This is a genomic window from Paenibacillus sp. FW101-FHT12H11, from assembly GCF_058790355.1.
The window spans coordinates 166,909-192,972 of sequence record NZ_JBYTCO010000001.1 but is presented as its reverse complement, the minus strand read 5'-3'; the positions used below and the strand labels follow the sequence as shown (position 1 = coordinate 192,972).

Sequence of the window (26,064 nt, the reverse complement as noted above, 5' to 3'; positions counted from 1 at the left end):
TACTCCTTTCCTATTGCCAACCTATTATATTACATAAAGCCTTCTTCCTTCAAACTTATGAATCTCTGATCACCTATGATAACATGATCCAACACTTCAATACCAATAATAGTTCCCGCTTCCACCAAACGGTGGGTTAGCTGTATATCTTCCGGGCTTGGTGTGGGGTCCCCGCTAGGATGATTATGTACACAAACAATAGAAGCACTGCTTCTTTTTATGGCTGCACGGAAAACTTCGCGGGGATGGACGATGGACGCGTTCAAGCTGCCCATGGAGAGTGTTTCTTGCGCAAGCACATGATTTTTCGTATTCAAAAACAAGCAAACGAAATGCTCCTTCTGCAAATATCGAAGCTCTTCGCTCATTAAATTCGCGATATCCTTCGGTGATCGAATCGTAATCCGCTCTGCGAAAGTGCTTTTGGCAATTCGTCGACCGAGCTCGATACCGGCTAGAATTTGCAGCGCTTTGGCATCACCAATGCCTTTGATTTGCGTAAGCTGATCCTTGCTCATGTCCACAAGGCTGCGCAATCCTCCGGACTCGCTTAAGATGCGGCTTGCCAGACGAACCGCTGACTCCGAAACCGTTCCTGTTCGAAGAATAATCGCCAACAGCTCGGCGTGGCTTAACGCCTCAGCTCCATATTGAAGCATTCGCTCTCTAGGTCTTTCTTCTGTCGGTACTTCACGAAGCATTAAACTTGTGACTTCCATCAATTCCCCTCTTTCCATCTGTAGGTTGTGTTACTTATCGGTATCCCATTCATCGCGATAAGGGTCTTAAAACGACACAAAACCCCCGGATTATAAGATCCGAGGGCTTCTAGGATAACTGCTCATTATTCAATTCCGGGCATCCGTATGCTTTAATTCGTTCCAGCATACCGCCGATGGTATAACCATCGAAGTACAATTCCATCTGCTTTTCGGCGTCTGCGAAAACGTTGCCCATCAATTTATCCATTTTGGATGAAATGATACAATCGTTATTCTTCTCATCGCCGGAACACCAGCTTGGTTTCAAAGAACCGTGACACGTTAATCGGTAAATTTCACCGAGTGTCACATCATCCGGATTACGGCAGAGAATGAATCCGCCCCCGATGCCTTCTTTGGTTGAAACGTAACCTGCTTTTCGCAGAAAGCCCATTACTTTGCGTATGCGAGCAGAATGTGTGGATACATTCGTAGCAATTTCTTCACTGGTTGCCATATGATCAGGCAAATTTGCAAGAAATACGAGACTGTGGACGGCTATTGTAAATTCGCTGTTCATGGCCAATCCTCCCTGAAGTTGCGATGTCATGTCGCTTACTGTCATTGTAACCGTTACAGATTGCACAGTCAATGTGTGAACGATTAGAAAGGAGAGATTACAATACTTGGATATCGAAGGTTAACAACAAATCACTAAGCAAGGAAAGCGGCAAGCCAACAACTGTGAAATAGTCCCCTTCAATGGCTTCAACGATGGTTGCGCCAATCCCTTGAATCGCATACGAGCCGGCTTTGTCCTTAGGCTCGCCTGTCGCGATATATCGACGAATCTGCTCGTCTGACATGGCTTTCATCTTCACATTCGTTACGCTGTGCGAGACCGCCTGCTTGCCTGTAGCTGCATCGATGCAAGCCACTCCGCTGTATACCTGATGCGTTGTGCCTTGCAGACCTTTCAACATCCGGAAAGAATCCTCTTCATCCACAGGTTTGCCAAGAACCTCATTATGAAGCACAACAACCGTATCAGAACCAACGATAATCCCGTGCTTTTCACTGGTCTCCAGCATCTCGAGAACCGTTGACGCCTTGCGTACCGACAGAACTTCTACTAGTTCTGAAGGCGTTATTTTTCCTTCTACGGTCTCATCCGCGTCGCTCACCCGAATGATATAGGGTAGTCCAAGTCCTTGAATCAGCTCCTGCCTCCGCGGCGAGGATGAAGCAAGAATTAATCTTTGCTCGTGGTTTGGTGAAATATTCAACAGAAACAACTCCTAGCTTATGATAATGTCCGTATAGGATTCAATGCCGATTACAGCTTGCGATACAGGAGGAAAGCACCCACTAATCCAAGAATACTGCACAAATTTAGTCTCACCAGAAGATGCAGCTCATATTTCACAACTTGCAGATCTGCCTTTGGATCCCAAGTAATTGAGGCCGATTTGGTTAAAAAAGATAGAGCAGGCACAGGAGTCAGCAGCTGGCCGACGATAATCCCGGTTATTAATCCGATGATTAAAAATATGACTAAGGTAAAAGTGCCTTTTTTCATCGCTGTCATCCTCTCTTCTATGTACAAGCCCTATTATACGGGCACACTCTAATTTTTTCCATGAAAAATGTAGCCGGATGGTGATTCTTACCTGCTTACATCCTTAGCTGTTCCTAGTAAGATAGATTTTGGAGGTACTTCAACTTATGACTTTACTTAAAAGACTTATTTTGCTCACCTTTATACTTACGATAGCGTTTCCTTATCAAGCTTTTGCCTATAAAATCGTTCTTGATGCCGGACATGGCGGAAGCGACCCCGGTGCCTTGGGCGTGAACGGTTTGAAGGAGAAAGAGGTCAATCTCGACATCACGCGAAAGCTACGGGACGAGCTAACGAAGCGAGGTTACGAGGTCGTCCTGACAAGAACCGATGACACGTATTGGTCACTCGCGGAGCGCGTGAATTTCACGGATGCCTTGCAAGCGGATTTATTCGTATCCGTCCACGCCAATTCACATCCCAATGGCACAACCAGAGGCAGTATGGTGCTTTACTACGACAACGATTACCCCCAAGAAGATTATCCCGCAAGCGACAAAATGAAACAGTTGACACCCTACAGTAAAGATTTGGCCCAGCATGTTCTGGATTCCTTGGTTTCGGCAGCTGGCACGAAGAACTTAGGTTTAGTTCCAAGCGCGGTTTACGTAGCGAGAATGGGCAGCATTCCAAGTATTCTTGTGGAAACTGCCTTTCTAAACCAACCCAACGATGCAGCATTGCTTGCAAGCGACGCCGTTCGAGCGAAAATGGCCGTTGGGATTGCGAACGGCATTGCGGGCTATGCGCCGCCCTTGTTCACAGATACCCTTGGGCATTGGGCAAGAGAGTCCATTCTGCGCATGAAAAATAAAGGCATTATTGATGGAATATACAATCAGTATCAACCGGATCGTGCTTTGAAAAGAGCGGAATTCCTCACTTTGATGGACCGGGCGTTTTCATTCGACAAACTCGCAGCCGCTTGTACGCCAAGTGGAACCGTCACCTCAGCGGTATACAGCTGCCAGACGGCTGACCAAACGTACAAAGACCTGCCCGTTTCTTACTGGGCAAGCCCCGTTTTCGCCAAAGCGCAACAATTAAATCTGCTTCAAGGATATGCCGATGGAACGATTCGCCCTGAACAACCGATCACCCGTGGCGAAGTCGCTTATCTTTTCGACCGCCTCATTCAATTGTCTACAAAAAGTGGTGGGCAAAGCCCGTCCCCTAAAGCAACTTTTGACGATGTGCCGGCGGACTTGTGGAGCGCCAAAGCCATTTATGCTTTGAAACAGAAGGGTATCATTAACGGAATCACAGATACTTCGTTTAAACCGGAGCAAACGATGACACGCGCAGAGATGGCTGCCCTGTTAGATCGTTACTTCACGAAATAAAAAAGCAGGTGTCCTTCAAAGCTCCGACGAGCTCTGAGGACACCTGTTTTTTTCAAGTTAAGAAACGCTTATTTTCTTCAGCAGATCTTTCTGTGCCAGAATGTACTGCATCATGGAGGTTTGAGCTTGCCAGAGCATCGCCGTGGACGGGCTTTTCTTGTACTCATCCATCGATTGCACGGCACTGTTCAAGGAGGAAGTCATCTTTTGGACGATAGGCTTGGCGTCATCGCTTAAGCCTTCATTAAGCGCCGTAGACAACGTAGTCAGCGATTGGTGAGAAGTGTGAATCGTTTGCAGAGAGCTATCTGAAAGCGCGCTAGGCTTCGTTTCAGCCAGATGAATAAGTGCCAATTCATTGATTGTATTCACAAGCTTATTTGCTTCCGTTAGGAATGCAGGCACTGAATCGGGCTTTTGGCCGCCCCAACGAATTCCTGTCACTGCCGGGATGTCTAAACTTTTGATGTACACTTCTATCGTTTTATCCACGGATTGGACTTGTTGTCTCAAGGCTGTGGCGTCATCTTTGTTATTGGCAAATCCTACAAAAACCGTGGGCTTATCCGAACTGTCCAGGGCGGAAGCCAAACCTTTCTTCTTCAGCGTATCCTGGATGGCTTGGGCACCCTGCATGGAGCTGAACACCCCATTTTGCAGGAATGTATAGGATTTAGCCGGAATTTGAACCGGTGTGACAGCGCCAGCCGTTGCAGGCAAGCCAGCTGCTTGATCTGTGCCTGTTTTGGTAGCACCACCCGGCGCTTTCGAAGAAACAGCCGCTACGTTAGCGGAAGGAACAGCAATCGTAGTCTTGCCAGGCGCTGTGTCCGTCGGGGTGCGGTCAGATGGCGAGAACATCGAGAGGACAAAAAATCCGAAAGCGACTCCCGTCACGACAGCTCCTGCTACGGAGGTTGCAATACGAATCCAAGGCGCACCGTTTGATTTAGCATATCTAGTACCAACTTCCGGTTCGATATAAGGCCCCTTATGCGTCCAGCTGGACCATTCATCACGATTTTGCTCTGTTATCGGCTCTGGTCTTTGGACAGGAACCTCTGACCTCACTTGCTGTTCCCGGATGGCCTGAGACTCGCGGATAATTCGTTCAACTCTTTCGCCTTCCGTCTCAATCTGGCTGTTCCAGCTGCCGAAATCAGTAGTAAACGTATTCAGCGCATGCGGTTCAAATAAGCTCTCTACTTGCTCTCTCTCAGCTTGTTGATAGGGTGTTATCTCCTCTGAGTTTTGCCCGTCATTGGGAGAATTCGTTACAACCTTATACTCTTCCTGATAGAGTGGAATCACCTTTTCTTCCGGACCGGGTACTCGCGAGGCTTTACGGTTCGATTCTGCCGGCTCCTTGGTGTCGAAACGATACGTGATTCTTGCTTTACTCATTCCATTCACTCCTCATAAAATGTATTTGGAAACGGACCCGCCGTCATCTTGTCCAAATCTTCTGTTACTAGATTATGATTGAGAGAATTGAAATATGTTTGGTTAAGCAAAAAAAGACCGCCTGCAGCCAATTGGCTTACAGCGATCTTTCCTCTAACCGTTCGTCTCGTATTTCTTGCGCAGTGACTTCGCTAAACCGTCGGCCGCTTTCCAAATATCCCCGGCACCCATCGTCAGCACCAAATCACCTGGCTGCACATGATCGATTAAATACCCAAGAACATCTTCCCTTGTGGCAATGTGCTGAACATTAGGATTGCTATTGCTCTTGATCAATTCAACTAGTTTAGCTGAATCTACTCCTTCAATCCGCTTCTCGCCCGCAGGAGAATAAATATCGGTAATAATCACCTCGTCCGCCTCATCAAAAGAACGGCTGAATTGCTCAAATAAATAATAGGTACGCGTATAGCGTTGAGGTTGGAAAACGGCAATGATCCGTTTACCTGTTGCTTTGGCAGCAGAGATTGTTGCTTGAATCTCAGTCGGATGATGCGCATAGTCATCAATGACCAAAATATTCTCTACTTCCCCAAGCACCTGGAATCTACGCTTCGCCCCCCGGAACTCTTGAATAGCCTCAGCAATTTTCTCAAAAGGCAGTCCCGCTTCCAGGCATGTGATCAATGTCGCCAATGCGTTATACACGTTGTGCTTCCCTGGCACAGATAAGCTAACCTGCCCAAGCAGCGCGCCTTTGTTGTGAACGTTAAACGTAACCTTGCGGTCGCCTAACGAAATATCGCTGGCTACATAGTCAGCGTCATTATCTATTCCATACGTGATGACTTCGCTTTGAATGGCTGGAATCATCTCACGTAAAAACATATCATCTTGACAAACAATCGCTTTTCCGCCAGGTCTTACTTGGCTGAGGAATTGCTTATAAGCTTGCTTTAAATTCTCGAAGTCGCCATTATAGTTCTCTAAATGATCAGCTTCAATGTTATTTACTAGAGCAAGCGTTGGATGATATTGAAGGAACGTACCATCGCTTTCATCGGCTTCCGCTACAACGAATTCACCTTTGCCTGCTTTGGCATTGCTGCCGACATTCATGATTTCGCCGCCGATAATATAAGTCGGATCTATTCCGCAAATTTCCATAACCAAAGCGATCATTGAGGAGGTCGTCGTTTTGCCGTGTGCTCCTGCAACCGCAATGCCTTTGCGTTCGTTCATAAGTCTTGCCAGCATCTGTGAGCGGTGAATGACCGGAATGTTTAATTCCTCCGCCGCTTGCATCTCCACATTATCTTTGGATAAGGCTGTCGAATAAACAACCAAATCAGCACCTGAAACATTGCGAGCTTCATGCCCTATGAAAACTTGCGCACCCTTCGCTTTTAACTTTTCCGTTAACTCTTGGTGTGCCAGGTCGGAACCGGAAATCCGGTAACCCATTTCAAGCATGACTTTGGCAATAGCACTCATGCCGTATCCGCCGATGCCTATAAAATGTACGTGTTCTGCTTGACTCACGCCGTTCTCACCATCCTTTTTCAGAATCGGTTTGATAGGTAATCCAAGAACGAACATCAGAGATTAAATACAGCGTGCCGGATACGACCGCCAGATCATCCTGCTCAGTTCTGCTTGTAAGGATTTCTAATGCCCGCTTCCAATCGCGCTCAACCACGATATCCACCTGACGGCCCATATCATGAAGAAGTTCACGTGCTAGCTCCGCGAGCATCTCGGCATCCCCTTTTTTATGAAAATCGGGTTCCGTAATGATAAGTGTATCCACCAATGGTAGTATATGCCTGAGGTAGCCCGTATGATTCTTTGTCGAAAGCATTCCCATCATGAGATTCAGCTTTCGGTAGCTATAGACCGTTTGAAGCGCAGCAGCAAGTGTCGCGGCACCTTCAGGATTATGCGCACCATCGAGCAATACACGAGGCTCGTTCGAAATCATCTCAAGCCGTCCAGGCCAGCGAGTCTCTTTCAGCCCTTTATACAAATCCTCATCGTCCACAATGCATGCATAGTATTGACGAAGTACTTCCAGCGTCATCACAGCTACAGCGGCATTTTTGAGCTGATGTTCGCCATTCAGCGAAATCGGCACGCCCGGAATCGGCCGGAATGGACCCGTGAAATCAAAGGTCTGAAGATCCAATTGACTCGTCACATTCGCGTAATTGAATTGATCTCCAAGCGAGTAAAGCGTCGCTTTCTTGGCTTTCGCCGTTTGTTCGATAACACTCCAGCCTTCATGAGGCTGGGCTGCCGTAATAATAGGGACACCGGCTTTAATGATACCCGCTTTTTCAGCAGCTACTTTTTCGATGGTATCTCCCAAAATGTCCATATGGTCATGACCCACATTGGTAATGACGGTTACGACCGGATTCACGATATTCGTGCTATCCAGCCTTCCCCCCAAGCCTGTTTCCCATACGACGTAATCGGGATAAGCCACCTTGCCGAAGTACATGATAGCGAGCGCCGTAGAAATTTCAAACATCGACGGAGCGCCGAGTTCGGTTTCAGCAATCTCGTCAATCACAGGCTTCATGTCATTCACTAGTCTAAGCAGATCAGCATCTGGAATATCCTCACCGTTCACTTGGATACGATTCGTATACTTTTCCAAATACGGGGACGTGAACGTCCCCACATCATACCCGCATGCCCGCAAGACAGAGGTTAAATAAGCACATGTAGAGCCCTTGCCATTCGTACCCGCCACATGAATGAATTTCAATCTGCGTTCAGGGTGACCGAGTTTCTCCATCAACATCTGCATCCGTTGGAGTCCCGGTTTGATACCGAGTTTCTCCATCCGCCCGACAATCCAAGCGATCGCTTCTTGCGCGCTTTGGAAAGCAGCCGGATGGTTGTCTTTGAATTCGTTCATCGATCTCATCCTCATTTACTATATGAATCACCTTGTATACGTAACTAGGCAATCGTTGGTTTTATTGAAATTATCCCTTTAATTCCGCTAAACGAGCAATCACTTTATCCCGCTTATCCGCATAATCTGCAAGCTTAGCCTTTTCTTCCTCAATCACCTTTGCAGGCGCCTTGGCCACAAAGCCCTCATTGCCCAGCTTTTTCTCGATACGTTCAACTTCCCCGTGCAGAGTTTGCAGCTCTTTATCCAAACGCACAAGTTCTTGCGCGATATCGATCAGCCCTGCCAACGGCAAGAACAGCTCTGCTCCTGTGATGATTGCTGTCATCGCTTTTTCCGGTGCGCCCATGTCAGCGTCGATTTGCAGCAGGGATGTGTTGCAGAAACGCTTCAGGTACTCTTCGTTCCTTTGAAGAATACTTTGCGTCTCACTGCTTGCCGGTTTGACCAACAGCTCAACCTTTTTGCTCATCGGAACGTTAACCTCGGCGCGGATGTTACGAACGGAACGGATCGCATCCATCAGCAGCTCCATCTCGCGAACAGCATCCGGAGACTCGAACGCCGGGTTCTCAGTCGGCCAAGAAGCAAGCGTAATCGTATCGCCTTCATGCGGCAAATGCTGCCAAATTTCTTCGGAGATGAACGGCATGAACGGATGAATAAGGCGCTGTGTACGATCAAGCACGTAAGCTAATACGGATTGCGTCTTTTTCTTCGCAGCTGCATCTGTGCCGTATAGGCTGAGTTTACTGAACTCAATGTACCAATCGCACAGGTCATCCCAGATGAAATTATACAGCAACCGGCCGGTTTCACCGAATTCATAGCTGTCGATCAAGCGAGTTACATCACGAACTGTTTCATTCAAACGATGCAGAATCCAGCGATCGGCTGTGCCAAGTTGGCCTGTCAGATCGATATCTTCAGCTTTTACGCCTTCAAGGTTCATAAGCGCAAAGCGGGATGCATTCCAGATCTTATTGGCAAAATTGCGAGCCTGCTCTACTCGCTCCCAACGGAAGCGGAGATCCTGTCCCGGCGTGCTGCTTGTAGAAATCATATAGCGCATAGCATCTGCGCCATATTTCTCAATCACTTCTAGCGGATCTACGCCGTTACCAAGCGATTTGGACATCTTACGGCCTTCGGAATCGCGTACAAGTCCGTGCATCAACACGTCTTTGAACGGAATTTGCTCCGTAAATTCAAGGGCCGTGAAGATCATGCGAGCTACCCAGAAATAGATAATATCATAACCCGTTACTAGAACATTCGTAGGATAGTAGCGTTTAAGGTCTTCCGTATCGTTCGGCCAGCCCAATGTGGAGAACGGCCATAGAGCTGAGCTGAACCATGTATCAAGAACATCGTTATCTTGTTTCAGATTCGTGCTTTGGCAGTGTGTGCATGCTGAAGCGTCCTCACGGGATACCGTAATTTGGCCGCAATCCGCGCAATGCCAAGCAGGAATGCGGTGACCCCACCATAGCTGACGGGAAATACACCAATCGCGAACATTTTCAATCCAGTTCAAATAAATCTTCTCAAAGCGGTCTGGTACGAAATTGACCCCTTTGCCTGATTTTTGCGCATCGATCGCTTGATCGGCAAGCGGCTGCATTTTCACGAACCATTGCGTGGACAAGTACGGCTCGATGACCGCCCCGCTGCGCTCACTGTGGCCTACTTGGTGAACATGCTCTTCGATTTTGATCAGAACGCCTTGTTCTTTCAGATCAGCAACGATTTGCTTGCGGCATTCGAAACGATCTTTGCCTTGGTAAGGGCCCGCATTCGCATTCATCGTACCCGTTTCATCCATGACAAGAATTTGCGGCAGATCATGGCGTTTTCCTACTTCGAAATCGTTCGGGTCGTGAGCAGGTGTAATTTTCACAGCACCGCTTCCGAACTCTTTCTCAACATACTCATCGGCAATAACCGGAATCTCGCGATTTACAATTGGAAGCAGCAACTTCTTGCCGATCAAATGCTGGTAGCGCTCGTCCTTCGGATGTACAGCAACCGCCGTATCCCCAAGCATCGTCTCAGGACGCGTTGTAGCGACAACAATGGAATCCAGGCCGTCTGTCGTTTTGTAAGATAAATGGTAAAGTGCGCCCTGAACCTCTTTATATTCAACTTCAATGTCTGATAACGCCGTGCGAGCCGCAGGATCCCAGTTAATAATATAGTTTCCGCGGTAGATAAGCCCTTTTTCATACAAGCTGACGAAAACTTCACGAACGGCTTGGGACAACCCCTCATCCAGCGTGAAACGCTCACGGGAATAATCCAAAGAAAAGCCCATTTTAGCCCACTGCTCGCGAATCGTGTTCGCATACTGCTCTTTCCACTCCCAAACTTTCTCCAGGAACTTCTCGCGTCCCAGATCATAACGGGATTGGCCATCCTCGCGGAGCTTTTGTTCCACTTTCGTTTGTGTCGCAATGCCCGCATGGTCGGAACCAGGCAGCCAAAGCGTGTCATACCCTTGCATCCGCTTCGTACGAACCAAAATATCCTGAAGCGTGAAATCAAGCGCATGCCCGATATGCAGCATACCTGTTACGTTAGGCGGCGGAATCACAATGGTGTAGGTTTCCGCGTCCGGACGGCCGCCCGCTTTGAAAAACTCATTTTTAATCCAGTAATCGTACCACTTTCGCTCCGCTTCTTTGGGGTCGTACGTGGTAGGCATTTGCAATTGCTCTTTCGTTTCATTCGCTTCGGTCATAAGATTACCTCCATTACTGTTATCTCTGTTAAATAGGCTTTTGAGGCCTGTCATTAAGCTCGTCTGCTAGGTTAAATCAAACAAAAAAAGCCCTCCGCCCGCAAAGGACGAAAGGCTTGCTTCCGTGGTACCACCTTTATTCCGCGCAGCTTCAACATGAAGCGCGTGGCTCTCAAACAGATAACGGCTGCGGCCGGCAAATGCTAAGTGAGCTACTCCGCGGATCGCGGGCGCTTCCCGTCACATTCACAACTCCAGGGCGACTTCGTTCGGTTGCTTCCTATGGAACCTTTCAGCGCTGCAGTTCCACTCTCTGAAGGGCATTCCGCCTACTACTCCCTATCAACGTTTCCAATATTACTCAAAAGGATTACATCATATGATAACGAACATTTGAAATAGAGTCAATATATCATTCAAGTATTACCGTTTATAAGTAAAATATGCCGCTTTCAAAAAAGATGTTCCGCAACAAATGAAGAGCCCCCAGCCGTGAAAACGGCCAGAGGCTCTTGCCTATGTATCCAGCTTATTATCTAGGGAGATAAATAACCTGCCCTACGGAAATCTCTTGATCGCCGAGCCTGTTCAGTAGCTGCAGCTCACGCGGGTTGATCTGATAGCGCTTGGCAATCGTCTCTAACGTTTCTTCTTTTTGAACGATGCACATTTTCAGCTTTCTGAACTCTTGCGAATTCGTTTGGTTCTGAAGAAACAGGCGCTTCCACTCAACGGCATCTATCCGCGACTCCTCGGCGAGAGCAGCTTGCGCTTCCTCCTCAGCCCGCCTCTTGTCCGTAAGGTACGAGCCCGCTTTCGAGAGCAGCGACTTGAGGCCGTACGGGTTGAGATCGACAGCCTCGTTGGCCTTCTTCCCGAACGCAACTTTGAGATCCTTTTTCTCCTCCGTAACAACCGTGCTGTCCGAATGGGGGCTCACCTTCAATTCCGTTTGCTCAATATCTACGACTGCCGAGCCGCCGTCCTCACAGTCGTCTTCCTCAATCAACGAAGGCGATGGCTGCAAAAGCTCAGGAACGGGCTCTTCTTTCACTGGCATTTGTGTAGGCGTTGGCATCTGTTGTTCTATTGGCTCCTGAACCTGGGGAGTCGGCTGCATATAAGGCATTGGGATCGGTTGAATCGACGGATTCTCTTGGATCGGCTGAGTCGGATAGTTGGCAGGCGGCGGCTCGTACCGTGGGAAATTAATCTCATGCACGAACGTAACTTCCTCTTCCTCTCTCCAGCTCTCGACCGGAGCCGAAACAATTTCGACGCCCTGCAGAGATAACACACCTGTCACATTCAAACTTCTTGCTGATAATAAATCAATGTCAAAATTCTCAATATCCACTTGAATTTCTTCTACACGATGAATACGATTGAGGGGCAATGTGATCTCTACCGGAATCAAATGTTCAAGTAGTCTTGGTGCTCCCCCTTCTTCGCTGGCATAGTTGCCTGTTAGCAGCAAATTCCCTTTAAGGATCGCCTGATTATCCAAAGTAAGCACCTGAATATGAGGAACCAATTCTACATCATTCAACTCTTGTATCCCCGCCAAATCCTCCTGCAAATGAACACGCTCGTAGATATCGAATCTCAGACCTGGTTGTTGTTCAGACACCGGATTAATCCTCCCTTCCATCAAACCCGGATGCCGAAGGCATTCTCGGATTGCTGGTCCATTTACTTGTTTGTCTTTCTAAGTATATGGGTGGTAGGGGCGAGGCATGACTACATTTTTGTTGTCGGCTCGACTTTGTCCAGCAATTGCTGAAAATCAAGCGGGAGCGGCGCATGAACCTCAATCAGCTTTTGAGTAATCGGATGCTCGAACGTAAGCTTCTCTCCATGCAGGGCCTGACGATGAAACAAAAGGGAAGATCCCCCGTACAAAGCGTCGCCAACTAGCGGATGCCCCAAGTGGCTTAGGTGTACCCGAATCTGATGCGTACGCCCTGTTTCCAATTCCAGTTCCACAAGGGCAGCATGGTTCAATTGACGAAGCACTTGATAGTGCGTCACTGCTTGATCGCCGCCTGCCGTCACTCTGCGTTTGCCCGATTGATGCCGGTCTTTGCCGATTGGCGCGTCCACTGTTCCTTGCTTTCTTTTGAAAATTCCTTGGGCCAGAGCGACATAACGGCGATCGATCCGCTTATCGCGCATGGCTTCATCAAGCAGAACATGTGCCCATTCATTTTTGGCATACAAAACAGCGCCAGTCGTATCCTGGTCCAAACGATGGATATGCCGCACGGCGCAGGCTTGACCGGTCGATTCATAATAATAGGCTACGGCAGAAGCCAGCGTGCCGCCTTGACCTGCCTCGGAAGGATGCACCGACATGCCTGCCGGCTTATTAACGACAAGGCAGAAATCGTCCTCGAACAGGACGTCAACGGCTTGGCGTTCAGCTCGGAACGCAGCCTCTTCGTTCGCAAACACATGAAGCCTTACCTGATTGTCTTGCACACGGATGCGTCCTTGGGAAGCTAAACGCAGGAAGTACTTGCGCGGAACCGGCAGTAAAGCAGCGATTTCATCTACAGCACCGGGTTTCAAGGGTTTCCATGTCTCACTCGGAAGAGGAAGTTCCAGCCATTCCCCGCTGCGTTTCCACACCGTCATGAACGTGTCCCTCTATGAAAAGAAATGACGATAGCAAGTAGAATCAGTAGAAACAACAAGGTCAAAGCCATTAAATCTATAGGAAAATCAAAAAAGTAATAACGTTTCATGGATCAATAACTCCTTATGGATATTGGATATGGGTATTGGATGACGTACATTTTATTTTAACAATTACCAATATCAATTGCATGCAAAAATATGATAATATAACTCTAGTATTGATTTTTTTCGACATTGAATCATCAAATAGAATACTAGAGCAGGAGAGGAACAAATTGGGCAGTTCAATTTTAGATCATTTTCGCAACTATAGTTGGTTGAAGCGCACTTTACTTGTTATAGCTGTATGTACTTTCCTTACTTCAAGCTTTTTGTTTCTGACCCCACCAGGGACATTTATTCGTGAGTATTTAGCCAAAACGGTCATCACCACGCAGCACCGGGATTGGGCCTGGATTTTCGTTGGCGCCCAGCGCAGAGACCAGATGGTTCTTGAAATGCAAAATTTAACCGAAGTTAACTCAGTAGAAAAACAAGACTTGCAAGCTGTTCAATTTAATAAGAACCGTTCCATAGAGAGCCTCGTGAAGGTCGAAGATATTTCCGGTCAATTCTGGAAAGGTAAAAAGATGTATGTCTACGATCCGCGTACGATTCGCGTTGTCGTTCCTGATAAGCAAGGCGAAGGCGAGAGAATCACCTCGATGGTTCAGCGCACAGGCGCTGTCGCAGGCGTCAACGGCGGCGGATTTAACGATCCGGACGGTTTAGGAAACGGATTTGCCCCAATTGGAGCTATTATGTCCGGCGGCGAAATTCTTTATACCGACCAAGAAGGCAGCATTCCTCAGCATATTGTAGGATTTACCAAAGAAGGTACACTCATTATCGGAAAATATACGATTGACGATCTATTGAAGTTAGGCGTTACAGATGCGGTTTCATTCTATCCGCGTGTTATCGCAAACGGCAAACCGCTTATTACAAGCGGAGATGGCGGTTGGGGACGCGCTCCTCGTACGGCTGTAGGCCAAAAAGCAGACGGCACTGTTATTTTCATCGTCATCGACGGCCGTCAAACTCACAGTGTGGGTGCTACCTTGAAAGAAGTACAGGATATTTTCCTGGCAGACGGCGTTATTAATGCAGGTTTCTTGGATGGCGGAGCTTCTTCCGAGATGGTTTACAACGATGAGTTGATCACGAGTCCTTCCAGCCGTTATGGCGAGCGCCGCTTGCCGTCAGCCTTCCTTGTTTTCGATCATCCGGATGAAGTAAAAGTGAAAAACGTTTGGGCAGGATTGACCAACATCGATCCAGGCGGCGCTTACGATCACCCAGATTTCTTGAAAGAACAAGCTGAACTCAAAGCGCATCCGCCAAAAGCAACACCGAAACCATCAGCTACTCCTACACCGTCCCAAAAGCCTGAATCCAGCAGTGATCCAGTCAAGAACGGCGGGACAACACAGAACCCTTCAGAATCAAATAACGGTTCTGGCAAGCCAAATTCGACGGGGAAACCGCAAACTTCACCGACAACAACACCTACATCAACACCAACGCCGACTCCACCAGCGTCATCGGCAACCCCGACGCCGACACCGGGAACAGGCGGCGGCACAACAGGAGGCTCCTCGACAGGAGCTTCCGCAACACCAAAACCGAGCGCGACACCGACGCCGAGCTCGAACGCTTCGCAAGGCCAGCAGGGCAACAGTAACGGTGCAAACCTTTCTCAGCCCGTGACTAGTCCTCCGGTGAAAACCGAATAGGTCCGGGCTACATAAGACCGCCAAAGAGGCTGTATCCGAAGTCATCGATCGCAGATGACTCAGATACAGCCTCTTTTGTTGTTCATGCTGGTCTTACAATCTTTTCAACGCTTCGCGATGAGCATCAATCGTCGCCGCGATATCTTCATCCGTATGCGCTGTGGATACGAACATCCCTTCAAACTGCGAAGGCGCAACCGATACGCCTAGATCAAGCAAATGGCCAAAGTAAGCATTGAATTTCGCCAGATCGGACGTTTTGGCCGTCTCATAATTCGTGACCTTCGTCTCGGTAAAGAACGGACAAATCATCGAGCCTACGCGATTAATCGTGCTTGCCACACCGAATTCAGCGGCATTGCGCGTAAACCCGGCTTCCAACATGGCAGATTTGCGCTCCAGCTCCTCGTAGACGTTTGGCTCGCCCAGTAGCGACAACGTGGCATACCCTGCTGCCATCGCCAGTGGATTTCCGGACAACGTGCCCGCTTGATAGATCGGACCAGCCGGAGCCATTTGTTCCATGATGTCCAGACGGCCTCCATAAGCGCCTACAGGAAGTCCGCCGCCGATTACTTTACCCAGACAGGTTAAGTCCGGTGTAACGCCGTACAGGCCTTGTGCGCAGTTCTTATGCACTCGGAAGCCCGTCATCACTTCATCGAAGATAAGCAAGGAACCGTATTGCTTCGTAATTTCACGTAGTCCTTCCAAGAACCCCGGTGCTGGAGGGACAACGCCCATATTGCCAGCAATAGGTTCAACGATCAGAGCGGCGATTTCTTCACCGAACTTCTCAAAAACTAACTGCACAGAAGCAAGATCATTATAAGGCACTGTAATGGTATTGCTTGCCACACTGCTAGGGACACCCGGACTATCAGGCAAGCCCAGCGTAGCTACACCCGAACCCGCTTTGATTAGCAGCGCATCCGCGTGACCATGGTAGCTTCCTTCGAACTTAACGATCTTGTCGCGTTTCGTATAACCGCGAGCCAATCGCAATGCGCTCATCGTCGCTTCTGTACCTGAGTTTACCATTCGAACCATATCTATAGACGGCACACGATCGATGACCATCTGCGCCATTTCTGTCTCCAGAAGCGTCGGAGCGCCAAAGCTCGTCCCCTTCTCGGCCGTCGCTTTAATCGCTTCCAGCACGGCAGGATGTGCATGTCCAACGATAAGCGGTCCCCAAGAACCTACATAATCAATAAACGTGTTGCCGTCGATATCCGTAACGCGGGATCCAACACCTTTCTCCATAAACAACGGTGTGAGTCCCACCGATTTAAAGGCGCGAACAGGGCTGTTGACGCCACCGGGAATAACCTTCTTGGATTCTTGAAAAGCGGCTGCAGAGCGCGTGTCGATTCTGCTCGAATTTTCCATAATTTAATACCCCCCGTTATACTTTCTATGCTAAAATATTGACATTATACCTATAAAAAGGCGGTACTGACATGCTTGATTATATTAAAAAAGTCCCTTTATTCGCTCGGCTCAATGAAAATCAGCAGAACGCGCTGGCACAGATTTGCATAAGACGCTCTTACAAAGGGAATACCGTCCTTTTTTCCGAAAAAGAAATCGGCAACGTGTTTTATATGGTTGTCAGCGGGTCCGTTAAAATCTTCACAACCGGCAGCTCCGGCGAGGAGAAAATACTGTCCATCTGCAAATCCGGCGAGAGCTTCGGCGAGCTGTCTCTGATCGACGGCAAGCCGCGGTCAGCCTCGGCGCAAACCTTGGAAAACTGTGTGCTGCTTTCCATGACAGCGCAAAACTTCCTCGAGCTGCTGCGCAACCATTTTGATATCACGTTAGTCATTATGCAGGAACTTAGCAACCGGCTTCGCGATACGAATCAGCAGGTTTATGATTTAACCTTTTTAGACGCCAGAACGCGGGTTATCAAAAGCTTGATTACATTGGCTAACAAACATGGCATTCGCTCAGAGAACCAGATCACCATCAAGCTCGTGCTCAATTTCGATGAAATTTCGCAGCTCGCCGGTGTGCAAAAGGGGATCCTCATGCAAGTGATTCGCGATCTAGAGGAAAAACAAATTTTGGCCATCTCCCCTTCGGACTTCAAGTTGGATCTGGCCAAGCTGCGCTAGACGGAGGCGGATGTTACAGCCGGCTCCTTAGCGGATTGATGTATGATACGGTCTGCAAGCTGCCAGGCAGCCTCTTTCCCCTGCCTGATGCAGTCAGGAAGACCAACCCCATGGAAACCTGCCCCTGTCACCAGAACCTGTGGCATTGCGGCATTCAGCTCTTCGCGGAAGCGAGCAATCTGCTCCAGATGACCTACCGGGTATTGGGGCATTGAATGGTTGAGACGCGTTACTTCCGTAAACAGCGGCTCAGCCGTTAAACCGAGCAAGTTACGCAGATCATGGCGCGCTTTGCTGATCAACTGCTCATCAGACCATGCAGGCCATTCCTGCTCGCCTGAGCGGCCGATGTAGCAGCGCAGCAGCACTTTGCCTTCTGGCGCCGTGTGCAGCCACTTGGCGGAGGTTAACGTGCACGCAGTGATCGTGCTGCCCTCATTTCGCGGAACTAGAAAGCCCGAGGCATCCAGTTCAAATGGAATATCTTTCCGATCAAATGCCATGATGACATTCGCCACGGAAATATAATCGATTTTCTTCAATTCGCTTGCTGGAGGGAAATGACCCAACATTTGGGCAGCCTGATAAGTCGGCGACGTTACAATCACGCCATCGACGATTTCGCTGCTGCCATCTTCGAATAAGACCTCTGTCTGCTGCCCTGCCTGACGAATAGAAGCAACCCCTACCCCCGTTCGCAAGTCCGCTGACTCCAGTGCTGCCACTAAGCCCGAAACAAGCGATTGTAGCCCTTTCTTGAACGTGACGAAAACCGAACTACGAATCGCTGCAGGCAAATGTGCCGTTTCTTCCGGAACGTTTTTGCGGCTCGCCATCATGCCTAGGATCAGGCTGCGATGCTTCTGCTCCATCGTTCGGAATTGAGGAAACGTTGATTTCAAGCTGAGATTGAACGTATCTCCCGCATAAATCCCCGCTAACAGCGGTTCCACAATCCGCTCCAGGACTTCTTTCCCTAATCGGCGTTCCAAAAAATGTCCCAAAGACTCATCGTTCGTTATTTCACGCTTAGGTAAAATCAAATCTAAAGCTGCCCGCACTTTGCCAAGCGGAGAGATGAGACCTGTTTTCATGAACGGAGTCATTTGTGTCGGAATCCCAAGCACTAAACCCGGAGGCATCCGATGCAGTTTGCCTTGACGCACAATATATGTCTTTTTGGCCTTCGGATTCGTGCCGGTAAGCTCCTGCTCAAGTCCAAGATCATACGCCAGATCAATAATAGGCCGTTTCCGGGCAAGAAAGGAGTCGGGCCCCTTTTCAATAACGAAGCCCTCTTTCTCGATCGTACGAATTTTCCCGCCAAACGCCGCCGCTTTTTCCACCACAGAAATACGAAATGGCCTGCCTTCCGCTTCCAAGCGTTTCTTTAGATAAAACGCAGCGCTAAGTCCCGTAATCCCCCCGCCAACGATCATGTAGTGAGGTGTAGGGGTACTCATGACTGTTTACTTTCTTCCTGCCATTTGGTGTAAACAACATCACTAAGTGTTTGCATATATAACGGGTCCGTATTAAGCGATTCCGTTCGTTCTAAATGCAAGCCCAGCTCCTTAGCCAAAGCCTGCGCTTCAATATCAATGTCATAAAGAACTTCCAAATGATCGGATACGAAACCGATTGGGCAGAGCAGAACGCTCTTCACGCCTTCTTCTTTATGAATTTGCTTGAGCACGTCCAAAATGTCAGGTCCAAGCCATGGCATGGCCGTTTGGCCTGCGCTTTGCCAACCGAACTGCCAATTGGTCAACTGTACGCGTTCAGCGATAGCTTTGGAAGTCGCAAGCAATTGATCCGGGTATGGATCTTTCATTTCCAGAATTTTCTCAGGTAAACTATGTGCCGTAAAAATAACACGGATGTCACTCCGCTCCGCAACATTGAACTTCGTTAGCGCCTTTTCGACCCGAGTGCTCAGAGCATCAATCAATTTCGCATGAAGATGGTAATCCAGAACGAAGCTCATCTTAAGTCCAAGCTCCTCTGCCTTGTCCTTCGCCCTCTTCACATAGCCGCCAACGCTCATCGTCGAGTAGTGAGGGGCCAGAACGACTCCTACAGCCTCTGTGATCCCGTCTTTGACCATTTGCTCCACACCGTCTTCAACATACGGCTGCGCGTGCTTCAGGCCTTGATAGCACACAAACTCAACTTCCGGATGCTCGGCGCGCAATGTGTCCTCAAGACCTTGGACCTGCTTATTCGTATTTTCGCGCAGTGGGAAGAACCCGCCTACAATTGCTTCATAACGCGCAGTTAATTCGTGCAGCTGCTCAGGTGTAGGCGGATGCCCGCGTCTAATATGCGTGTAATACGCTTCCACCTGATCAAGACTTTCCGGTGTCCCGTAGGACATGACTAATATACCAACACGACGTTTTGTCATCCTAAACACCACTCTTTTCTGCTTGTTGAGTTAACACGGAATGCGAGTACGCATGAATGAATGCCGTCAAATCTTTGAGCTTTTCCAGCGGCGCTTCCGGGAATAACCCATGTCCAAGGTTAAAAATATAACCTGGCTTCTTCATGCCCTCATCCATAATCGCTTTCGCCTGCTGCTCGATGACATGCATAGGAGCCGTCAGGATATAAGGATCCAGGTTGCCTTGTACCGCGAAGCGCTCGCCTACCCGCTCACGTCCTACCGGGATCGGAATACGCCAATCCAAACCAATGACATCCGCTTGCAGATTGTGCAAATAAGGAAGCAATTCGCCTGAGCTTACGCCTGGGAAATAGATTTTCGGCTCCTTCAAGTAAGACAGCTCCTTGAAAATCCGCTCCATTGTAGGCAATACATACACTTGGAAATCTGCAGGAGACAGCGCCCCTACCCAGCTATCAAATACTTGAACAGCTTTCGCACCTGCGGCAATATGGGCTTTCAAATAAGTAATCACCATGTCACCAAGTTTATCCATCAGCGCAAACCAAACAGCAGGTTCAGAGTACATAAGCTGCTTCGTACGAATATAGCTCTTGGACGGCTTCCCTTCAATCAAGTAGCTGGCAATCGTAAATGGCGCGCCGGCGAATGAAATCAGCGGAACTTCAAGCTCTTTGTCTAATATGCGGATCGTCTCAATGATATGGGACAGGTCTTTGTCCACATCAATCGGACGCAAACGTTCAACATCCTGCGCCGTCCGAACCGGTGTATGAATAACTGGACCAACATCCTTGACAATATCAAAATCGATCCCAAGTGAAGCAACGGGATTCATAATGTCTGAATATAAAATTGCCGCATCAACACCAAGCTTCTTAATGGGCATCATCGTAACTTCTGCAGCAAGCTCCGGCTGTTTGCAAATCTCGAGCAGAGTGAACTTTTCTTTAATTTTCCGATAATCCGGATCGTAACGGCCAGCTTGGCGCATGTACCATACCGGCAGCGTATCCACCTGTTCTTTCCGGCACGCTTTAATAAAATTGTCGTTGTAGCTCATGAGGCACCTTCCTCTGGTTTCCATCTATTCTCATTCATTATGCCCTAATTATACCCCTGTCACAACCGACGTAAGCTTACGTTTTGCGACAAATGTATGACAAAAGAACCACCCGCGACTAGGTGTGGCAGCGGTTCAATTTCCTCGGGAAACTGCCTGGCTGCGCCTTCTAGGTGGATGGTTCTAACTTTTAAAATTAACTGTTTTTCAAATAACGGGCAATATCTTTGGCAAAGTAGGTCAGGATAATATCCGCACCGGCGCGCTTGAAGCTCAGCATGGTTTCCATCACGATCGCTTCTTCATTAACCCATCCTTGCAGGGCAGCAGCCTTAATCATGGAGTACTCAGCACTCACATTGTAAGCCACGACAGGCAGGTCGAAATTATCTTTGAGCATCCGAATGACGTCCATGTAAGCAAGAGCCGGTTTCACCATTAAGAAGTCAGCGCCTTCTACAACATCGCTTTCCGCTTCACGCAGCGCTTCTCTTCCGTTCGCAGGATCCATCTGATACGTTTTGCGGTCGCCGAATTGCGGTGTGGAATGTGCAGCGTCCCGAAACGGGCCGTAATAAGCTGACGCATACTTCACCGAATAGGCCATGATCGGTGTATTTTCATAGCCTGCTTCGTCCAATCCGGAACGGATCGCATGAACGTAACCGTCCATCATATTCGATGGGGCGATAATATCAGCACCGGCTTTCGCTTGGGAAACCGCCGTTTTGACCAGAAGCTCAAGGGAAGCATCATTCGCAACGTCGGCTGCGCCTGTAACCGGATGATGATGAATGACACCGCAATGCCCTGTATCTGTAAACTGGCACAGACAAGTATCTGCAATAATGAGCAAGTTCGGGTTCAATTCTTTGATAAAACGTGTTGCTTGCTGCACGATGCCTTCATCCATGTAAGCGGATGTGCCTTTAGCATCCTTGAAGTCGGGAACTCCGAACAGGAGAATGGCTTGGATACCAAGCGATGTAATTTCATCAATCTCGGCTTTCAGCATGTCTAATGACAGATGGTAAACACCAGGCATAGAAGCAATTTCGGACTTTACGTTCGTGCCATGGGTTACAAAAATAGGCTGTACCAGATCATTGACCGTCACCTGATTTTCACGAACTAAATTACGAATAGCTGCATTACCGCGTAAGCGGCGATTACGAACAATGGGGAAACTCATAGAAGATTCCGCCTCCTTTTTTAATGCCATTATTTAGGTTGAATCATGCTTTGAACAAGTGAAGCAATGGTGGCCTCTTCAGCCATATACGTAATCGGCAGTCCATATTGACTTACCGTTTCTGCGGTTTTGGGTCCGATACAGGCAATTTCAACACCTTGCAGCAGAGATAAAGGCTCTTCAATGCCAAGCTGCTTCAAGGCTTCAATCAAATTCGTAACGGTGGATGAGCTCGTAAAAGTAATAATATGAATGCTATGATTTTGCAGCAGATGAATGATTTCATCTCCGTCATCCGCTGTGAGCACATTCTCGTACACATCAACTTCTGTCACTTGCAAACCAAGCTCGCGCATCTTAGCAGGTAAATAATCACGTGCCAAATCGGCTGTTGGCAGCAGGACCTTCTGACCGGCTATCAGATCAGCCTGAATGGCCTCCAGCATGCCTTCACCCTGATATTTGCTTGGAAGTACATCGGCGATAATGCCTCGCTCAGCAAGCGCCTCAGCCGTTCTGGGGCCAACTGCCGCAATGCGGGCATTGCCCATTCTGCGAACATCGATCCTCCGCTCGCGCAGCCGGTTGAAGAAAAACTCCACCCCATTCACACTGGTCAATAAAATCCAATCGTAAGTATGCAGTTCATCTAAAGCCTCGTCCAACGCTTGCTGGGCTTCAGGACGGCTTGGCGGCTGCAGCTTGATCACCGGGAACTCGACAGCTTCTCCGCCGAGGTCATCGATCAGATCAACCAGCTCGCTGGCTTGGCTTCTGGCGCGCGTCACCAATATTCGACGGCCAAACAACGGCTTCTTCTCGACCCAAGCCAGTTTCTCACGCAGCTTCACAACTTCGCCGACAATGATGACAGCCGGTGATTTGAATTCAGCTTCTCTCACCTTCTCCGTAATGTCGGAAAGCGTGCCTGTGATGGTTGCCTGGTCAGCCCAAGTGCCCCATCTGACCAATGCTACCGGCGTTTCCGGGGGCTTGCCGCAGCGTATTAATTCACGGCTGATTTGTTCGATATTCGCAACACCCATCAAGAAGACCATCGTGCCGATTGCTTTGGCCAGATGCTCCCAGTCCAGACCGGAATACGTTTTATTGGGATACTCGTGACCCGTAATAATCGCGAAGGACGACGTGAAATTGCGATGTGTGACTGGAATGCCCGCATAAGCCGGAACGGCAATGGAAGACGTAATGCCCGGAATGATGTCGTAGGTCACATCGTGCTCCGCGAGCAGCTCCGCTTCCTCCCCCACACGTCCGAAAACGCTGGGATCGCCGCCCTTTAGACGCGTCACGACCTTGCCTTGCAAAGCCAAATCTACGAGTAAATGATTGATTTCTTCTTGCTTTAAAATATGTTTATCCGGAAGCTTGCCGACAAAGATCAGCTCAGCGTCCGGTCTGCGATGCTTGAGTAAACGGGGATTCGCCAGACGATCGTAGACAATGACATCCGCTTTCTGAATGGCTTCCAAACCACGAACCGAGATCAGCTTCGGGTCGCCAGGACCCGCGCCAACGAGATAAACTCTTCCCTTGTTCAAGTGGCTCACTCCCTTACCTCAGCTAGGATACGTTCAGCGCCTTGTTCAATCAGCTTGGCCGCAATAAGTTCGCCAAGCGCTTCCGGATCACGCCCGGAAGCCGTTTCCTTCAGCATGGTCGCGCCATCCGGCGTTCCGACCATGCCTGTCAGCGTAAGCAGCGGTCCTTCAGACTCGCTGCCTTCTTCGCTTACGCTCGCGTATGCGCCGAGCGGCACCTGGCAGCCTCCATTGAGTCTGCCGAGGAATGCCCGCTCTGCCCGCACCGCGAGCGCAGTAGGCTCATGCTGGAACTTGCCCAGCAAGTCCAGCACGAAAGCATCGCCGCCCCGGCACTCGATGCAGAGCGCCCCCTGCCCTACGGCAGGGAGGCACTCTTCGGGCGGCAAGTACGCGCTGATGCGATCCTGCCAGCCGATCCGGTGCAAACCGGCTGCGGCCAACATGATCGCATCGAAGTTCTCTTCATCGAGCTTGCGCAGCCTCGAATCAATGTTACCGCGGACCGACTCGATGCGGAGGTCCGGGCGGAGATGCTGCAGCTGGCTGGCACGGCGCAGCGAGCTGGTCCCTACAAGCGCGCCCTGCGGCAGCTCCTGCAGGGAGCCGTATCCGCGTGTGATAAGCGCATCTCGCGGATCCTCACGCTTCGGTATCGCTCCGACCACAAGCCCTTCAGGAAGCTCGAAGGGCATATCTTTCATGCTATGGACAGCGATGTCGATCTCGCCGTCCGTAAGCGCCTGTTCGATTTCCTTGACGAACAGCCCCTTCCCGCCTACTTTGGATAACGTTACGTCCAAAATGCGGTCGCCTTTCGTGACAATTTTCTTGATTTCAAATTGACAGTCAATCCCGTGCTCCGCAGCAAGTTGCTTTAAGAGCTCTACCGCCTGCCCCGTTTGGGTTAACGCTAGTGCGCTTTGTCTAGTACCTACAATAATGGTTCTCATCTCTACCCGCCTCCTAAACTCGCTGTCCGAAATCTGTAATCGTTGACCATGAAGGCCGGTCTGTATCCACTTGACCTACTAATCCATTCGGCCAAGGTCCTCTTTCTATCGCCAAGTAAAGCTTGTCCTTCCAACTGTTGAACGAACCGTCACGAATTTTGTCCAGCACGTCCCAGTCCAGCATTTCTTTGAACATTCGCTGTCTGGCTTGCTTGTCCGCTATTTTACTTTGAACGAGATGCCGTACTTCGCTGAGAAAATCAAGATAAATCTCGTATTCCTCACCGTAATTGTTATCCAGCTCCCGAGCGATTTTACGTGCTGCCGAAGGACTTGCTCCCCCGGTTGAAACGGCAATCACCAGCTTCCCTCTTCGTACAACTGAAGGTTGTATGTACGAGCTAAGCTCCGGCTGATCCACCACGTTGACCAACTTCCCCTGCGCCGTTGCAAATTCATAGACTTGTGCATTTACTTCAGCGCTGTTAGTTGCCGCAACTACCAGTGTAAAAGGCATAAATTCTTCACTGGTCATCATAGACGGATGAAACGTCTGCCTGTGCAGGACTACTTCCGAACGATTGCCCAGTTCGACTAATCCCTCCGTGAACTCCATGCTGATCATCGTCACGCGGGCCTCAGCTTCAAGCAATGAGAAAACCTTACGTTCAGCAACAGGACCACCGCCAATTACCAAACATTGCTTTCCCGCGAGATTCACCATAATCGGGTACGGGTACTTCATGTTCAATAGCTCCATATCCAGTCGTGAAAACCGGAAACTAAATTGGAAACAACAAAGTTAACCACGACAATGAAAAAAGCAGCCAGGTTCCAAGCCGCTAATTTGTAGCCGGAAATCCGCATCGACTTCTGTTGAAATAAATAGAACGCATAGGCGGCGAGCACAAAGAATGAATTAATCACCTTCGGATCATAGAGCAAGTTGTGATTCCCCTCCAGGACAACCCAAACCACGCCAAGACTTAACGCCATCAGCAGCAATGGAGCTCCGATAATGACGGAAAAATACGTATAATGCTCAATTTTCTCAAGCGAAGGCAATCGCATCACGGTTTGAGAAAACTTTTTAGCCTTTAACATATTGTGTAAAAACACATACATGCAAGAGAAAATGGCTGCAATGGAAAATGCTACGTAACTGCCGATCGCTAGGGAAATATGTATAAATAAGAGCTCATCGTTGACGTCCCAACCAGCTTTGATCGGCATGACATTCGGGTTTCCAAATATGTTTAAGGCGAGTATGGCGAAACCAAAAACGTTAACAAAAAACACGAACAATTCGATTCGGAAAAATCGGTTGACCAGCAAGGAAATAGACACGATCAACCATGAAAACATAAACAGGACGTCTGTTCCGGCAAATGCCCATTCTGTTAAATGATTGTATAAATTAATTGCTAAATACGCGGTTTGCAGGACCCATACAAATAAAAGGAGCCCCGTCCCCATCCGTTTTGCGCTTCGGTTCGCATTCGCGAAATCCGAAAAGTAAAACAATAGGCTCAGGGCATACATATAAATCATCGCATCAAACAACCAGCTACGAGTTACCATGGCACCTCTCCCAGGCGATTAGCGCCTTTA

At 48.9% G+C, this 26,064-nt stretch carries 22 protein-coding genes; 3 read left to right on the top strand and 19 right to left on the bottom strand.

The window, feature by feature from the left end:
* Window positions 1–29: 29 nt before the first annotated feature.
* The 4 genes from radC to AC3WTJ_RS00970 all read right to left on the bottom strand — a co-directional run bounded on the left by radC (window position 30) and on the right by AC3WTJ_RS00970 (window position 2,280).
* Complete coding sequence (radC, locus tag AC3WTJ_RS00985; protein WP_157319215.1) at window positions 30–719, bottom strand: RadC family protein; 690 nt, start codon at window positions 717–719, stop codon at window positions 30–32.
* Window positions 720–828: 109 nt separating this feature from the next.
* A complete protein-coding gene (locus tag AC3WTJ_RS00980; protein ID WP_127455302.1) occupies window positions 829–1,281 on the bottom strand; it encodes an RrF2 family transcriptional regulator in 453 nt (150 codons plus the stop codon).
* A 97-nt stretch (window positions 1,282–1,378) separates the two neighbouring features.
* Window positions 1,379–1,981: a Maf family protein gene (locus AC3WTJ_RS00975; protein ID WP_492520946.1), complete on the bottom strand. Its 603-nt coding sequence runs from the start codon at window positions 1,979–1,981 to the stop codon at window positions 1,379–1,381.
* Window positions 1,982–2,037: 56 nt separating this feature from the next.
* Complete coding sequence (locus AC3WTJ_RS00970; RefSeq protein WP_127455301.1) at window positions 2,038–2,280, bottom strand: DUF4321 domain-containing protein; 243 nt, start codon at window positions 2,278–2,280, stop codon at window positions 2,038–2,040.
* A gap of 146 nt (window positions 2,281–2,426) precedes the next feature.
* Between AC3WTJ_RS00970 and AC3WTJ_RS00965 the strand changes: the two genes are divergently transcribed.
* Window positions 2,427–3,665, top strand: coding sequence for an N-acetylmuramoyl-L-alanine amidase (locus AC3WTJ_RS00965; RefSeq protein WP_492520178.1), 1,239 nt, complete (start codon window positions 2,427–2,429; stop codon window positions 3,663–3,665).
* A gap of 57 nt (window positions 3,666–3,722) precedes the next feature.
* Here the strand turns inward: AC3WTJ_RS00965 and AC3WTJ_RS00960 are convergent, their stop codons facing one another.
* From AC3WTJ_RS00960 to AC3WTJ_RS00935, 6 genes are all read right to left on the bottom strand, one after another.
* Window positions 3,723–5,069: an SPOR domain-containing protein gene (locus tag AC3WTJ_RS00960; RefSeq protein ID WP_492520177.1), complete on the bottom strand. Its 1,347-nt coding sequence runs from the start codon at window positions 5,067–5,069 to the stop codon at window positions 3,723–3,725.
* Between the two features lie 153 nt (window positions 5,070–5,222).
* Window positions 5,223–6,611 (bottom strand): UDP-N-acetylmuramate--L-alanine ligase, encoded by a 1,389-nt coding sequence (murC, locus tag AC3WTJ_RS00955; protein ID WP_492520176.1) that lies wholly within the window; start codon window positions 6,609–6,611, stop codon window positions 5,223–5,225.
* Between the two features lie 7 nt (window positions 6,612–6,618).
* The gene (locus AC3WTJ_RS00950; RefSeq protein WP_407873159.1) at window positions 6,619–8,004 is read right to left on the bottom strand and encodes a bifunctional folylpolyglutamate synthase/dihydrofolate synthase; all 1,386 of its coding nucleotides are present in this window, start codon (window positions 8,002–8,004) and stop codon (window positions 6,619–6,621) included.
* Window positions 8,005–8,065: 61 nt separating this feature from the next.
* A complete protein-coding gene (locus tag AC3WTJ_RS00945) occupies window positions 8,066–10,735 on the bottom strand; it encodes a valine--tRNA ligase (protein ID WP_492520175.1) in 2,670 nt (889 codons plus the stop codon).
* 532 nt (window positions 10,736–11,267) lie between these two features.
* Window positions 11,268–12,365 (bottom strand): LysM peptidoglycan-binding domain-containing protein, encoded by a 1,098-nt coding sequence (locus AC3WTJ_RS00940; protein WP_492520174.1) that lies wholly within the window; start codon window positions 12,363–12,365, stop codon window positions 11,268–11,270.
* A gap of 110 nt (window positions 12,366–12,475) precedes the next feature.
* Window positions 12,476–13,372 (bottom strand): RluA family pseudouridine synthase, encoded by an 897-nt coding sequence (locus AC3WTJ_RS00935; RefSeq protein ID WP_492520173.1) that lies wholly within the window; start codon window positions 13,370–13,372, stop codon window positions 12,476–12,478.
* Window positions 13,373–13,650: 278 nt separating this feature from the next.
* Between AC3WTJ_RS00935 and AC3WTJ_RS00930 the strand changes: the two genes are divergently transcribed.
* Window positions 13,651–15,150: a phosphodiester glycosidase family protein gene (locus AC3WTJ_RS00930; protein ID WP_492520172.1), complete on the top strand. Its 1,500-nt coding sequence runs from the start codon at window positions 13,651–13,653 to the stop codon at window positions 15,148–15,150.
* A gap of 93 nt (window positions 15,151–15,243) precedes the next feature.
* On the opposite strand, the gene hemL is transcribed toward AC3WTJ_RS00930, so the two are convergent.
* The gene (gene hemL, locus AC3WTJ_RS00925) at window positions 15,244–16,542 is read right to left on the bottom strand and encodes a glutamate-1-semialdehyde 2,1-aminomutase (protein WP_492520171.1); all 1,299 of its coding nucleotides are present in this window, start codon (window positions 16,540–16,542) and stop codon (window positions 15,244–15,246) included.
* A gap of 71 nt (window positions 16,543–16,613) precedes the next feature.
* Between hemL and AC3WTJ_RS00920 the strand changes: the two genes are divergently transcribed.
* The gene (locus tag AC3WTJ_RS00920) at window positions 16,614–17,273 is read left to right on the top strand and encodes a Crp/Fnr family transcriptional regulator (protein WP_492520170.1); all 660 of its coding nucleotides are present in this window, start codon (window positions 16,614–16,616) and stop codon (window positions 17,271–17,273) included.
* Here the strand turns inward: AC3WTJ_RS00920 and hemG are convergent.
* From hemG to ccsA, 8 genes are all read right to left on the bottom strand, one after another.
* Entirely contained in the window at window positions 17,270–18,736 is a 1,467-nt protein-coding gene (gene hemG, locus AC3WTJ_RS00915) for a protoporphyrinogen oxidase (RefSeq protein WP_492520169.1), read from the bottom strand. The two genes, AC3WTJ_RS00920 and hemG, sit on opposite strands and share 4 nt — an antisense overlap.
* Window positions 18,733–19,680 (bottom strand): ferrochelatase, encoded by a 948-nt coding sequence (gene hemH / locus AC3WTJ_RS00910; protein WP_492520168.1) that lies wholly within the window; start codon window positions 19,678–19,680, stop codon window positions 18,733–18,735. The genes hemG and hemH overlap by 4 nt, the downstream gene beginning before the upstream one ends.
* Window position 19,681: 1 nt before the next feature.
* Window positions 19,682–20,746 carry a uroporphyrinogen decarboxylase gene (hemE, locus tag AC3WTJ_RS00905; protein WP_492520167.1) on the bottom strand — a complete coding sequence of 355 codons (1,065 nt, stop codon included), beginning with the start codon at window positions 20,744–20,746 and terminating at the stop codon, window positions 19,682–19,684.
* A gap of 196 nt (window positions 20,747–20,942) precedes the next feature.
* A complete protein-coding gene (gene hemB, locus AC3WTJ_RS00900; RefSeq protein ID WP_492520166.1) occupies window positions 20,943–21,938 on the bottom strand; it encodes a porphobilinogen synthase in 996 nt (331 codons plus the stop codon).
* Between the two features lie 29 nt (window positions 21,939–21,967).
* A complete protein-coding gene (gene cobA / locus AC3WTJ_RS00895; protein ID WP_492520165.1) occupies window positions 21,968–23,500 on the bottom strand; it encodes a uroporphyrinogen-III C-methyltransferase in 1,533 nt (510 codons plus the stop codon).
* Between the two features lie 5 nt (window positions 23,501–23,505).
* Entirely contained in the window at window positions 23,506–24,453 is a 948-nt protein-coding gene (gene hemC / locus AC3WTJ_RS00890) for a hydroxymethylbilane synthase (RefSeq protein WP_492520164.1), read from the bottom strand.
* A gap of 13 nt (window positions 24,454–24,466) precedes the next feature.
* Window positions 24,467–25,198: a precorrin-2 dehydrogenase/sirohydrochlorin ferrochelatase family protein gene (locus AC3WTJ_RS00885; RefSeq protein ID WP_492520163.1), complete on the bottom strand. Its 732-nt coding sequence runs from the start codon at window positions 25,196–25,198 to the stop codon at window positions 24,467–24,469.
* Window positions 25,199–25,200: 2 nt separating this feature from the next.
* Window positions 25,201–26,034, bottom strand: a complete 834-nt coding sequence (gene ccsA / locus AC3WTJ_RS00880; RefSeq protein WP_127455285.1) for a cytochrome c biogenesis protein CcsA — start codon at window positions 26,032–26,034, stop codon at window positions 25,201–25,203.
* Between the last annotated feature and the right edge of the window lie 30 nt (window positions 26,035–26,064).

What these genes read in the sequence shown, in the direction of transcription:
- AC3WTJ_RS00945 (WP_492520175.1), bottom strand. Translation starts at nt 10,735, where the DNA reads ATGACCGAAGCGAATGAAACGAAAGAGCAATTGCAAATGCCTACCACG.
- AC3WTJ_RS00960 (WP_492520177.1), bottom strand. Translation starts at nt 5,069, where the DNA reads ATGAGTAAAGCAAGAATCACGTATCGTTTCGACACCAAGGAGCCGGCA.
- AC3WTJ_RS00980 (WP_127455302.1), bottom strand. Translation starts at nt 1,281, where the DNA reads ATGAACAGCGAATTTACAATAGCCGTCCACAGTCTCGTATTTCTTGCA.
- radC (WP_157319215.1), bottom strand. Translation starts at nt 719, where the DNA reads ATGGAAGTCACAAGTTTAATGCTTCGTGAAGTACCGACAGAAGAAAGA.
- AC3WTJ_RS00950 (WP_407873159.1), bottom strand. Translation starts at nt 8,004, where the DNA reads ATGAGATCGATGAACGAATTCAAAGACAACCATCCGGCTGCTTTCCAA.
- hemG (WP_492520169.1), bottom strand. Translation starts at nt 18,736, where the DNA reads ATGAGTACCCCTACACCTCACTACATGATCGTTGGCGGGGGGATTACG.
- AC3WTJ_RS00885 (WP_492520163.1), bottom strand. Translation starts at nt 25,198, where the DNA reads ATGAAGTACCCGTACCCGATTATGGTGAATCTCGCGGGAAAGCAATGT.
- AC3WTJ_RS00935 (WP_492520173.1), bottom strand. Translation starts at nt 13,372, where the DNA reads ATGACGGTGTGGAAACGCAGCGGGGAATGGCTGGAACTTCCTCTTCCG.
- AC3WTJ_RS00920 (WP_492520170.1), top strand. Translation starts at nt 16,614, where the DNA reads ATGCTTGATTATATTAAAAAAGTCCCTTTATTCGCTCGGCTCAATGAA.
- hemH (WP_492520168.1), bottom strand. Translation starts at nt 19,680, where the DNA reads ATGACAAAACGTCGTGTTGGTATATTAGTCATGTCCTACGGGACACCG.
- hemC (WP_492520164.1), bottom strand. Translation starts at nt 24,453, where the DNA reads ATGAGAACCATTATTGTAGGTACTAGACAAAGCGCACTAGCGTTAACC.
- ccsA (WP_127455285.1), bottom strand. Translation starts at nt 26,034, where the DNA reads ATGGTAACTCGTAGCTGGTTGTTTGATGCGATGATTTATATGTATGCC.
- hemL (WP_492520171.1), bottom strand. Translation starts at nt 16,542, where the DNA reads ATGGAAAATTCGAGCAGAATCGACACGCGCTCTGCAGCCGCTTTTCAA.
- AC3WTJ_RS00965 (WP_492520178.1), top strand. Translation starts at nt 2,427, where the DNA reads ATGACTTTACTTAAAAGACTTATTTTGCTCACCTTTATACTTACGATA.
- AC3WTJ_RS00970 (WP_127455301.1), bottom strand. Translation starts at nt 2,280, where the DNA reads ATGAAAAAAGGCACTTTTACCTTAGTCATATTTTTAATCATCGGATTA.
- hemE (WP_492520167.1), bottom strand. Translation starts at nt 20,746, where the DNA reads ATGAGCTACAACGACAATTTTATTAAAGCGTGCCGGAAAGAACAGGTG.
- hemB (WP_492520166.1), bottom strand. Translation starts at nt 21,938, where the DNA reads ATGAGTTTCCCCATTGTTCGTAATCGCCGCTTACGCGGTAATGCAGCT.